The organism is Neobacillus drentensis (assembly GCF_036965425.1).
GTDB lineage: Bacteria > Bacillota > Bacilli > Bacillales > Cytobacillaceae > Neobacillus > Neobacillus drentensis_F.
The window spans coordinates 35047-47685 of sequence record NZ_JBALPP010000106.1 but is presented as its reverse complement, the minus strand read 5'-3'; the positions used below and the strand labels follow the sequence as shown (position 1 = coordinate 47685).

12 protein-coding genes are annotated in these 12639 nt (G+C 38.7%); all 12 read right to left on the bottom strand.

Features of this window, described 5'->3' with window-relative positions; genetic code table 11:
• Window positions 1-222: 222 nt before the first annotated feature.
• Complete coding sequence (gene spoIVB, locus V7161_RS22955) at window positions 223-1512, bottom strand: SpoIVB peptidase (protein ID WP_335715162.1); 1290 nt, start codon at window positions 1510-1512, stop codon at window positions 223-225.
• A 119-nt stretch (window positions 1513-1631) separates the two neighbouring features.
• Entirely contained in the window at window positions 1632-3320 is a 1689-nt protein-coding gene (gene recN, locus V7161_RS22950; protein WP_335715161.1) for a DNA repair protein RecN, read from the bottom strand.
• Between the two features lie 15 nt (window positions 3321-3335).
• Window positions 3336-3785 carry a transcriptional regulator AhrC/ArgR gene (gene ahrC / locus V7161_RS22945; protein WP_223591477.1) on the bottom strand — a complete coding sequence of 150 codons (450 nt, stop codon included), beginning with the start codon at window positions 3783-3785 and terminating at the stop codon, window positions 3336-3338.
• A 153-nt stretch (window positions 3786-3938) separates the two neighbouring features.
• Window positions 3939-4769, bottom strand: a complete 831-nt coding sequence (locus tag V7161_RS22940; protein WP_335715160.1) for a TlyA family RNA methyltransferase — start codon at window positions 4767-4769, stop codon at window positions 3939-3941.
• 3 nt (window positions 4770-4772) lie between these two features.
• Window positions 4773-6668, bottom strand: coding sequence for a 1-deoxy-D-xylulose-5-phosphate synthase (dxs, locus tag V7161_RS22935; protein ID WP_335715159.1), 1896 nt, complete (start codon window positions 6666-6668; stop codon window positions 4773-4775).
• A gap of 132 nt (window positions 6669-6800) precedes the next feature.
• The gene (locus V7161_RS22930; RefSeq protein ID WP_335715158.1) at window positions 6801-7694 is read right to left on the bottom strand and encodes a polyprenyl synthetase family protein; all 894 of its coding nucleotides are present in this window, start codon (window positions 7692-7694) and stop codon (window positions 6801-6803) included.
• 2 nt (window positions 7695-7696) lie between these two features.
• Window positions 7697-7930, bottom strand: a complete 234-nt coding sequence (locus tag V7161_RS22925; protein WP_335715157.1) for an exodeoxyribonuclease VII small subunit — start codon at window positions 7928-7930, stop codon at window positions 7697-7699.
• Window positions 7920-9278, bottom strand: a complete 1359-nt coding sequence (gene xseA / locus V7161_RS22920; protein ID WP_335715156.1) for an exodeoxyribonuclease VII large subunit — start codon at window positions 9276-9278, stop codon at window positions 7920-7922. Before xseA ends, V7161_RS22925 begins: the two co-directional genes overlap by 11 nt.
• Before the next feature lie 67 nt (window positions 9279-9345).
• Entirely contained in the window at window positions 9346-10203 is an 858-nt protein-coding gene (gene folD / locus V7161_RS22915) for a bifunctional methylenetetrahydrofolate dehydrogenase/methenyltetrahydrofolate cyclohydrolase FolD (protein ID WP_335715155.1), read from the bottom strand.
• A gap of 36 nt (window positions 10204-10239) precedes the next feature.
• A complete protein-coding gene (gene nusB / locus V7161_RS22910; RefSeq protein WP_335715154.1) occupies window positions 10240-10638 on the bottom strand; it encodes a transcription antitermination factor NusB in 399 nt (132 codons plus the stop codon).
• Window positions 10639-10853: 215 nt separating this feature from the next.
• A complete protein-coding gene (locus V7161_RS22905; RefSeq protein ID WP_335715153.1) occupies window positions 10854-11261 on the bottom strand; it encodes an Asp23/Gls24 family envelope stress response protein in 408 nt (135 codons plus the stop codon).
• A gap of 18 nt (window positions 11262-11279) precedes the next feature.
• On the bottom strand, window positions 11280-12635 hold the full coding sequence (gene accC / locus V7161_RS22900; protein ID WP_335715152.1) for an acetyl-CoA carboxylase biotin carboxylase subunit: 1356 nt from the start codon (window positions 12633-12635) through the stop codon (window positions 11280-11282).
• Window positions 12636-12639: the final 4 nt, after the last annotated feature.

Genomic DNA, 12639 nt, shown 5'->3' with positions numbered 1-12639 from the left:
AGCTCTTAATTCTATTCTAAATTAGAAATTCGACAATGCAACAAAAAATCCTCTCATTTTTTTAATATTTCTTAAATTAGTGATAAAATCTTATCTTTTCTTTGTTTTTCTCGTCCTTTCGACGAAAATCGCATTTTTTCCAAATTATAACTGGTAATTGTCGAAAAAACTTTATATAAGAAAAGAAGCAAAATAGGGAACTTTACCTATTTTGCTCAATTATCAACTCGCTTTATTTTTCGGCATATCATATATGTTAATTCCAGCTTCATTTAGCATCCATTCAATATGAACCCCATAACCCGAGGTTGGATCATTAACAAAGACATGTGTCACTGCTCCGACAAGCTTACCATCCTGAATAATTGGACTTCCGCTCATTCCCTGAACGATTCCTCCCGTTTTTTCAAGCAGCTTAGGGTCGGTTACTTTAATGACCATGCCTTTTGTAGCTGGAAACTTTTGCGGGATTGTGCTTACAATTTCAATATTAAATTCTTCAACTTTGTCATTATTTACAACCGTTAAAATTTTTGCTGGCCCTTCTTTTACTTGATGGGATAAAGCAATTGGCAATGGTTTATCTAACACACCATTTTTTAAATCCTTATTTAATTCTCCAAAAATTCCAAATGGGCTATTCTTAGTAATATTACCAACAATTTCTCGGTCCGAAGAGAAACGCGCAAGCTTCTCACCCGGATCTCCATTACTCCCTTTTTCAATTGATGTTACGGTTGACCTTACAATTTGACCATCTTCTACAACAATCGGCTTTTTCGTATCCATATCTGAAATGACATGGCCAAGAGCACCATATTTTTTGGATTGCGGATGAATAAAAGTCATCGTCCCAATCCCAGCAGCAGAATCTCTAATATACAATCCAAGCTTATAACTATTTTCCTCTTTATCCTTTAATGGGGTAAGTTTAGTCTTAAATTTGCCGCTTTCTCGGCTAATCATCATATCTAATGCTTTGCCATCCTGTCCAGCAGCTTGTACAAATGGTGCTACATCTGTCATTTTTTCAATTTTATTTCCATTGATTTCTGTGATGATATCTCCAACTTTAATTCCTGCAATTTCACCTGGAGACTTTTTTCCATTTGTTGTGTTAACTAAGTGGTGGCCGACAACCAAAACTCCTACCGTATTCAATTTTACACCGATTGATTGACCGCCTGGGATAACACGGAAATCTTTTAAGACATGTACATCAACCTTTTTAATGGGGATACCGGCATATTCTAAAAGCATTTCATTTTTGCCTCTTTCAGAAGCCTTTACCGAAACCGAATGTTTTTCCTGTTCAAGTGTGATTGTGGAATTGTGAGAAACTAAAGAGGCTGAAACCGGGACAGCCTTTTGAAATGTGTAATCTTGTCCTTCAAAAACAGTGATTGTTTTAGGTACACTTAAATATTGTTGCAATGGCTGAAAAAAAATAAGGCTAATTAATGAAACAAGGAGAATTCCACCAATAATTTTTCTAATTATCTCTAACTTCAAACTTTTCACTCTCCTCGCTTCTAGTTACAACTTAAATGGCTACATCTATAATTTTGCCTCCTTGACAATCATTTATAACTTCGTTCTACATAAAAAAGCTACCCAGAATGGATAGCTTTTCAATTTTTTTTATTTATTTCAGCTAATTGCAATAATTCCTCGGCATGTTTTTTGGTTAAATCGGTTATTTCCACACCAGAAATCATCCGTCCGATTTCTTTTATTTTCTCTTCAATATTCAGTGGAGAGACGGAGGTTTTTGTTCTTCCTCCTTTAATGATCTTCGAAATAAATAAATGCGTATCCGCCATAGCCGCAACTTGAGGCAAATGAGAAATACATAAAACCTGGGAATCAGATGCAACTTTATAAATTTTTTCGGCAATTGCCTGGGCCACTCTGCCACTAACACCCGTATCTACTTCATCAAAAATAATGGAAGTGACGCCTTGATGTTTAGAAAAAATACTTTTTAACGCAAGCATGATACGTGATAATTCTCCACCTGAAGCAACCTTTGATAATGGTTTTAACGGTTCTCCCGGATTGGTACTGATATAAAATTGAACATGATCAACACCTGTTTTAGAAAAATGCTCGATATCTGGCTCAAAGCGAATCTCAAATACGGTTTTCGCCATGTATAATTCTTTCAATTCTTTATGTATTAACTTCGTCAGCTTTTCTGCCCATTTTTTACGAAGTTCAGTCAATTGCTTTGCTTCAAGGCTCAAATCCTTTTTGATGGAAGTTAATTCCTTTTCTAATTCCTCAATATGTGTTTCCTTATTTTGCAACGTTTCAATCTCTTCTTCGATTTTAGCGGCATACTCCACTATTTCATTAATGGTTTTTCCGTATTTACGTTTTAGTTGGTTAATTTCATTTAAACGATCTTCAATTTCATTTAACCTTTGCGGATCGAACTCTAGTACATCTAGTTCATTTCTTAACGACCGTGCAGCATCCTCTAGTTGATAAAAGCTATTGGAGACTGATTCATAAATTTCTTTATAAGCATTATCGAGGGAAGCTGCATCTTCAAGATGCCCCATGACCAAACTAATCCAATCGAGTCCTTTTTGTTCTCCGTTTAAGCCATTATAACCTGATTGTATAGCCCCAAATACCTTTTCAAAATTCCCCAGTCTCTTCTTTTCTTCATACAAATCTTCGTCTTCCTGGGGCTTTAAATTTGCTTTTTGGATTTCATCTAACTGAAATACGATTAAATCCAGACGATGGGCCGTTTGTTGATCATTATCACTTAAGGATTTAAGCTTTTGCCTGGTTTGTTCATATCGGCGGAAAACTTCCTGATATTCTTCAAGTGATGGCAGGATTTCTTCTGTACCAAATTGATCAAGCAGTGGTAAATGCCAAGTTTCATCCATTAATTCTTGGTGTTCATGTTGTCCGTGAATATCCACCAGGGCAGCCCCAATTTCACGAAGTGTTGAAATGGTTACGAGCTTGCCATTTATACGGCATACGCTTTTTCCAGTCTTAGCAATATCACGACGTAAAATGACCATTCCTTCTTCGATATCAATCCCGAACTCCATTGCTTTGAATATTACTGGATGTTGTGGATCATCTATTTGAAATAACCCTTCAATTTCTGCCTTTTCTTCGCCATGGCGGACAAATTCCGCTGATCCCCTACCGCCAACAAGGAGATGAATGGCATCAATGATAATAGATTTTCCAGCGCCTGTTTCTCCTGTCAAAACGGTTAAACCTTTTTTAAAAGAAATCGTTAAGTTTTCAATTATCGCGAAATTTTTAATTGATAATTCTGCTAACAAGGACCTCTCCCCCAATTAAAGCATGTCCAGGAACCGATTGGTTATCACTTCTGTATCCTCAGGTGTTCGGCAAATAATAAGCATCGTATCATCACCGCATATGGTTCCTAATATTTCGTCCCAATCCAAGTTATCGATGAGAGCACCAATAGCCATAGCATTTCCCGGCAGGCATTTCATGACTAGCAAATGTCCTGCGGAATCAATTCGAACAAATGCGTCTATTAATGACCTTTTTAGCTTTTGTAATGGATTAAATCGCTGGTCCGCCGGTAAGCTGTACTTATAGCGCCCGTCACTTAGAGGCACCTTTACAAGGTGTAACTCTTTAATATCCCTAGAGACGGTCGCCTGAGTCACATTATAGCCTGCATTTTTTAGTTCATCGACTAAATCGTCCTGTGTTTCAATATCATTTGTGGCAATAATTTCTCTAATCTTTATATGTCGTTGCCCTTTATTCATCACTTTCACCTCGTAGTCGTTAAAACAACTGAGTATTTTGTTCTATTTTGTCGCTTCTACTCATATGTTAGCCCATTTTTCAATCCTTGTACATTTTTTTCTTAATAAATATGCAATGAAATACAAAAAAAAGGGTAAGCGAACCTACCCTTGTTATTCTTGCTTTGTATGAAATTCTCTATGTGCTTCCTTCACTACATCGGCTGGCAAAATCGGCAACAGGTTTACTCCGGCCTCTCTTTCACCTTCCCATTTCAGATGAAGAAGAAACTCTATGTTTCCATCTCCGCCAGTAATGGGTGAATAAGACAAATTCATAATTGTAAACCCTTGTTGAATAGAAAAATGAATAATTTTATCAATCACCTGAAGGTGAACTTTTTCATCCCTTACAATACCCTTTTTGCCTACTTGCTCTCTGCCGGCCTCAAATTGTGGCTTAATAAGGGCAATTATGTCACTCCCTGGTACTAAGAGTGTTTTAAGTACAGGCAGAATTAGAGTTAATGATATAAATGAAACATCAATAGAAGCAAAATTCGGCATTTCTCCGTTTAAATCAGCTGGTGTAACATAGCGAAAATTTGTTCTTTCCATTACAACGACTCTATCATCTTGGCGCAGCTTCCAGGCAAGCTGATTGTAGCCAACATCAAGGGCATACGACATTTTTGCCCCATTTTGCAGGGCACAATCCGTAAACCCCCCAGTGGAAGCCCCTATGTCTAACAAAACCTTTTCCTGAATATTTACCTCAAAGGATTTTAATGCCTTTTCGAGCTTTAATCCTCCCCGGCTGACATATGGCAGCATATTGCCCTTAATGTTAAGTGGGATATCCGTTTTAACTTTTTCACCTGGCTTATCTAAGCGCTCTTCGTTTGTATAAACCAAACCAGCCATTATCGCCCTTTTCGCCTTTTCGCGTGTTTCAATTAATCCCCGTTCCACAAGTAAAACATCTAAACGTTCTTTATTTTTCATTTTTTAAGCCCTTTGTTGTTTTTTTCGTGCAAGAATGGAAATTCGTTTAACTACTTCCTCTGTTGTCAGGCCAATTTCATCAAGGAGTGCACCTACATCACCATGTTCAATAAATTGATCAGGAATTCCTATTCTGTCTATTTGTGAATGATAAAAGCCATTTGTCTGGGCATACTCAAGAACAGCACTTCCAAATCCACCTTGCAGCACTGCTTCCTCAATTGTAAGGATCGGCATATTTTTTTCTAAGAGAATATTAAGCATTTTTTCATCCAAAGGTTTAATAAAGCGGGCATTAACAATTCTCACAGAAATCCCTTGCTTCTCAAGGCGTTGAGCCGCTTCTAGTGCCATTGGAATAGTCGTTCCAAAGGTTAAGATTGCAGCATCTTCCCCCTCTTTGAGTACTTCCCATGTACCAATCGGAATACTGTGCAAATCCGTATCCAATGGCACACCAAGCCCATTTCCGCGGGGAAATCTTAAGGCTATTGGACCATCATCATATTTCAAGGCAGTATAAACCATATGCTGCCCTTCATTTTCATCCTTCGGCATCATTAACACAATGTTAGGCACATGCCTTAAGAAAGCAATATCAAATACGCCTTGATGTGTTTCACCATCTGCACCTACCAAGCCAGCTCGATCGATTCCGATAAACACATTTAAGTTTTGCCGGCAAATATCATGAACCACTTGATCATAGGCCCTTTGCAGAAAAGTTGAATAAATGGCTAAAAAAGGTTTCATGTTTTGAGTAGCTAATCCTGCAGCAACTGTTGCAGCATGCTGTTCCGCGATCCCTACATCATACATTCGTTCAGGGAACTCGCTTGCAAATCCTTCAAGCTTGGAACCCACCGGCATCGCTGGAGTTATAGCAACAATGCGTTCATCCTCACGGGCAAGCCTTCGAACGGTCTCACTTATCAGGCTGCTCCAGGCTGCCGGCTGTTTTTTATCAGGTTTAACAAAAGCACCCGTATCCATCTTATATGGCCCCGTCCCATGCCATGTTCCGGTTTTATCGCTTTCAGCAGGTTGAAAGCCTTTACCCTTTTTCGTAATCACATGTATAAGTACTGGGCCTTCTGTCTTTTTAGCATAGCTAAGGTTTTCAAATAAGTCATCAAAGTTATGGCCATCAATTGGGCCTAAATAAGTAAAACCAAGCTCTTCAAAAAACATGCCAGAAACAAATAAATATTTTAGGCTGTCTTTTACTCTCTCAGCCGTTGCAGCCAATTTCCCTCCAACAGCAGGGACCTTCTTTAATAATACTTCTAACTCATCTTTTACCCATTGATATTTTCCTGCTGTCCGTAATTGACCAAGGATATTATGCAGGGCACCTACATTCGGTGCAATTGACATTTCATTATCGTTTAAAATCACGATCATATCTTTTTTCTCGTGACCAATATGATTTAAGGCTTCTAAAGCCATACCACCGGTTAAGGCACCATCACCAATAACAGGAACAACGAACGATTTTTCCTTTTTTAAATCTCTGGCAATCGCCATTCCCATAGCAGCAGAAAGAGAAGTGGAACTATGTCCCGTTTCCCATACGTCATGCTCACTCTCAATTCGTTTTGGAAAGCCGCAAAGGCCCTTGAACTGTCTTAATGTATCGAACTCACAAGCTCTTCCCGTTAAAATTTTGTGGACATAGGATTGATGACCTACATCCCATATAATTTTATCGGTTGGGCTGTCGAAGCATTTATGTAAGGCAATTGTTAATTCTACTACACCTAAATTAGGTCCAATATGGCCTCCAGTTACGGATAACTTTTCAATCAAGAATTGGCGAATTTCCTGACTTAAAGCCTCCAGTTGTTTGTTTGACATCCTTTTCAAAAAGGATGGGTCTTTTATTGATAACAGATCCATGTTTGGACCACTCACTTTCATACTTGATCATTCTAAAAAAAGCCGCTAACACGAAAGTGATAACGGCATGAGAACGTTTCTACATTGAAAACAATTATAACACACTTATTACATTGCCTCAAATAGCCGTTCTTAATGGTCTCTCGAAGCGACTAAATCCGTTAATTCCATTAGTAAATTCGTATTTAAGCCTGTCTTTTCCAAATGATCCTTTGACAGGTTTATTTGCCTATGTAAAGCATCTCTAGCACCATCTAAAGATAACAATGTCGGGTACGTACTTTTTTGATTCGTCTTGTCACTTCCAACAGGCTTTCCAATTAAATGTTCATTTCCAACCACATCCAGGATATCATCCTGGATTTGAAACGCAAGACCAAGATGATGGGCAAACGCTGATAAATATTCCATCTGACTTTGAGTGGCATCAGCAATAATTGCCCCAGCTAGAACACTATATTTCAACAGTTTCCCAGTTTTATGAATATGGATATATTCCAATTCTTCAAGAGAAAGGGCTTTCCCTTCTCCCTCCATATCTGCTACTTGACCGCCTACCATTCCTTCCGTTCCTGCAGCCTTTGCCATTTCTATCGTTAACTTTAGCTTTGTCTCAGGGCTGGCATATTCATTTGGAATTTTACCAACAACCTCAAAGCTATAGGTTAGTAAGGCATCTCCAGCCAGAATTGCGATGGCATCTCCAAACACTTTATGATTGGTCGGTTTCCCTCTTCGAAGATCGTCATTATCCATACTGGGAAGGTCATCATGGATTAAAGAATAGGTATGTATCATTTCAATTGCCGCAGCTGCAAGAAGGCCTTTTCTTGGGTCCATTCCAAATGCATCCAAGGTTGCGAATAATAATAAGGGACGTATTCTTTTTCCGCCTGCTTCAAGGGAATAGATCATTGATTCCTTAATGATAGAAGGTGCATCGAGCTCTTCAACCAGAGATTTAAGTTCATTCTCAAGGAGCTGCTTATAATCTTGTGAAAATGTATGAAGTAAACCGGTTTCCAAGTCTATTCCTCCTCAGCAACAGAAAAATTCTCCGTGCGTCCATCCTCCGTAATAATTTGCGTCAGCTGTTCTTCTACGCTTTTTAATTTATCATGACAAAGTTTGGATAATTCCATACCTTCTTTATAGAAGATAATCGCTTCCTCTAAAGGTACATCCCCTTCTTCAAGTTTATCGACGATTTGTTCGAGTTTTGTCATCGCCTCTTCAAAGGATAATTTGTTTTCATTCGGCACTTTTTTCGCTCTCCTTTATGTTCTCCACTTTACAGTATAGACTGCCATCTGTTAATTGAATCTGTACTCGTTCATTCACCTTTACCTGGCTGACACTTTTGACCAGACGACTTTCTGCTGAATAAGCTAAACTGTAACCGCGTTCCATTATTTTCAATGGACTTAATGCCTGTAAAGTTGATACTAAACGATCAAAATCTGTTTGTTTTTTTGATAGTATTTTGTGCATTGCACGGTCCATGTCTTTTTGTGTTCGGTCAAAACTTTTTTGGGCTGCAGCTAGGGCTTCGCTTGGGTGATTTCTCTGCAAACGTTTATGAAGAAGGTCATGTTGTCCCTTTTTAATCGAAGCCAAGCGAGAACTTCCACGGACAAGCAATTCAGTTAGTTTATCAACCTGCTCCAATTTTTGTTCATATAAACGATGAGGATAACGGAAAGCATACGATTTTTGTACTCTGTTTAATCGTTCCTTTTCGAACCGAAATTTTTCCTGCATCGCCCTAAGCAGCCTTGTTTGCCGCTGGAGGACCCTATCCATTAGTTCCTCAATATGGGGAACAGCCAGTTCAGCCGCACCTGTTGGAGTTGGCGCCCTTAGATCAGCCACAAAATCGGCAATTGTAAAATCGGTTTCGTGTCCGACTGCTGAAATAATTGGAATCCGCGATTGATGGATCGCCCGGGCTACCAGTTCCTCGTTAAAAGCCCATAACTCCTCAATTGATCCACCGCCGCGGCCAACAATCAATACATCAATTTCTTTCATAGAATTTGCTTTTTCAATTTGCTTTGCGATTGACGAGGCTGCATTCTCCCCCTGCACAAGTGCAGGAAAAACAAGAATATTAGCAATGGGGTACCGTCTTTTAATTGTTGTAATAACATCCCTTATTGCTGCTCCGGTTGGAGATGTGATGATTCCTATCGTTTTAGGAAATAAAGGAAGGGCTTTTTTAGTTTCAAGAGCAAATAAGCCTTCTGCCTCCAGCCGTTTTTTTAATTGCTCAAAAGCCAAAAATAATTCACCGATTCCGTCCGGCTGCATTTCTTTGATATAAATTTGATATTGACCGCCTGGTTCATATACCGTGATGTCACCTTTGACTATCACTTTCATTCCGTTTTCAGGCGAAAACTTCATAAACCTTGAATGACTAGAGAACATAACTGCAAGTATGCGGGCTTTTTCGTCTTTTAAGGTAAAATACATATGTCCACTCGAATGCTGTTTAAAGTTCGAAATTTCCCCTCTTACATGAATATCACGTAAATGAGGGTCCGCATCAAATTTTCTTTTTATGTATTTGGTTAAAGCATTCACAGATAAATATCGTTCTTCCTGCATGGCCGCTCCTTTTATTAAAACCTAGAGAATAAAACTGTCCTTATCGATGATAAGGACAAGATCCTGCTTAAAACCCTCCGATACTTTCAGAAGCCGATTTTAAGGTATTGTACATAAGCATTGTAATCGTCATCGGCCCTACTCCCTTTGGAACTGGAGTGATATAGCCTGCTTTTTCGCTAACCTCATCAAAAGCTACATCACCACAAAGCTTGCCTGCCTCATTTCGATTAATTCCTACATCGATGACTACAGCGCCTTCTTTTACATGATCAGCTTTGATAAAATTTGGAATTCCCACAGCAGCAATTAAAATATCTGCCTGCCTTGTATGTACCGATAAATCTTTTGTTTTGGAGTGACAATACGTTACTGTTGCATTTTTATTAAGGAGAAGCTGTCCTACCGGTTTGCCCACAATATTACTTCTTCCAACAACAACCACATGCTTTCCTTCTAATTGGACCCCTGTTTCTTCAAGAAGGACCAAGATACCGTAAGGAGTACATGGTAGAAAGGCATTCTGGCCAGTCATCATTCTGCCAATATTAATTGGATGAAAGCCATCAACATCTTTTAATGGAGAAATCGATTCAATTACCCGTGTTTCATCAATATGTTTTGGGAGTGGAAGTTGAACTAATATTCCATGAATGGAAGGATCTGCGTTCAACTCTTCAATTTTTGCTAAAAGTTCCACTTCAGAAACTTCTTCTGGCATCGTAATTAAAAGGGAGTACATACCAAGCTCTTCACAAGTTTTTTGTTTGCTCTTTACATATGTCTTGGAAGCATCGTTATTTCCAACAAGAATAACGGATAATCCCGGGGTGACTCCCTCGCTTTTAAGTTTCTGAACCTCTTCCGCAATTTCTAATCGTTTCTTTGCAGCAATTTCTTTTCCATTAATAATTTCAGCGGTCATTTCCTTCTCTCCCTTACCCTAGAGATAACCCAGTAATTAATCGTTAAGAATTTTTTCTTTTACCTTTGAAAGAACACCGTTAATAAATTTGCTTGATTGGTCATCTCCGAAAATTTTTGCAATTTCTATGGCTTCATCTAAAATAACTTTTTCCGGGACTTCAGAACGATAAAACTTTAGTTCACATACTGCAATTCTTAGTAAGTTTCGATCAACTGTTGCCAGCCGGTCCATAGACCATTTTTCTAGGCTTTCAATAATTAATTTATCAATTTCAGCTTTGTGCTCTACCACACCTAAAACAAGCTTTGATAAATATTCGTCGCCTTCCTCTCCTTCCAAAACATGTTCAATAGCTGATTCTGGTTCAGTATTGCTTACATCGATTTGAAAAAGCGCCTGCAACGCTTTTTCCCTGGCTGTTCTTCTTTTCATTATACCTTTATCTCCTTTAGGGATATTAAGTAAATTTTGTCTATTTTATATACAAGATATAGTATTAAGGTAATCGTGAAACCTTACACATAAAATGATAATAGCATAACTAAAAACGATTCGCACATTTACATAGACAATTTTCTAATTTGCAACCGCTTTTATTTTTAAAAAATGAAAAAACCAAAGGAGTTAGCTCCTTTGGTTTTTTCATATTATATTTCTGAATCAATTTCAGGCTCGATTTTTTGTGATTCAAATTGAATGCCGACAACATGGATGTTAACTTCTTCCGCATCCAATGCCGTCATATTTAGCAGTGCCTGACGAATATTATCTTGGATTTTCCCAGCAACCGTTGGAATAGAAACGCCAAATTTCATTAAACAATAGACATCTACTTTTATTCCTGTTTCGGTTAGTTCCACTTTCACACCTTTACCATGGTTTTTCTTCCCAAGGCGCTCGACTACACCTGTTGCAAAATTACCACGCATGCCTGCAACACCTTCGACTTCGGATGCAGCAATACCAGCAATAACTTCAATTACTTCAGGAGCAATCTCAATTTTCCCAAGGCCGTTATTACCTTGTTCCATTTCCAAGATGCTAAATTCGCTCATCAAAAACACCTCCAGATTTTAGACTGATTTCATCACATCATGCAATTCTAAGAACTTCGTATTAAACTGGCCTTCTACGAATTTTTCGTGCTCAAGAAGTTTTAAATGAAACGGAATGGTTGTTTGAATACCCTCCACTACAAATTCACTTAAAGCACGCTTCATTCTTGAAATTGCCTCTTCCCTGCTGCTTCCATATGTGATAACTTTCGCAATCATCGAATCGTAGTATGGTGGAATTGTATATCCTGGGTACGCTGCTGAGTCAATCCGAACACCTAGCCCGCCAGGAGGTAAGTACATTTTGATTTTTCCAGCGGAAGGGAGAAAATTCTTCTCCGGATTCTCTGCATTAATTCGACATTCAATTGCCCAGCCTGTAAAGGTGACATCCTGTTGTTTTAAGGAAAGCTTTTCGCCATTTGCAACACGAATTTGCTCTTTAATTAGGTCGATTCCCGTGACCATTTCGGTAACAGGGTGCTCTACCTGAATCCTGGTGTTCATCTCCATAAAATAAAACTTTCGATTGCGATAGTCATAAATAAATTCTACCGTGCCTGCACCTGAATAATCAACTGCTTTCGCCGCTTTAACAGCCGCATTTCCCATTTCTGTGCGAATTTCGCCATCTAATGCTGGTGAAGGAGTTTCTTCGAGAAGTTTTTGTAGTCTCCGTTGGATGGAACAATCCCGTTCTCCTAAATGAATCGTGTTTCCATAATTATCGGCTAACACCTGTATCTCAACATGGCGGAAATCCTCAATATATTTTTCAATATAAACACCTGGATTCCCGAATGCTGTTAATGCTTCCTGCTGAGTAATATTGATTCCTTTAATTAATTCCTGCTCATTTTTAGCAACGCGGATGCCTTTACCGCCTCCGCCGGCAGTTGCTTTAATAATGACTGGATATTCTATCTTTTTCACAAGCTCAAGGGCTTCATCAATATTATTAATGATGCCTGTTGATCCAGGGACAATTGGGACACCTGCTTCCCTCATCGTTTCCCTTGCAATATCCTTGGTTCCCATTTTGTTAATGGCCTCTGGACTTGGTCCAACAAAGGTGATATTGCATTCCCTGCATAACTCTGCGAAATCAGCATTTTCGGCTAAGAAACCATATCCTGGATGAATGGCATCACAACCGGTTAACTTTGCAACACTAATAATATTAGTAACGTTCAAATAACTGTCTTTTGATGAAGTTGGTCCAATACAGTACGCTTCATCGGCAAGCTGTACATGTAATGCTTCGCGGTCTGCTTCAGAAAATACGGCAACTGATTCAATTCCCATTTCCCGGCAGGCTCTAATAATCCTAACTGCAATTTCTCCTCTGTTTGCAATTAACAGTTTTTTAATCATCCTG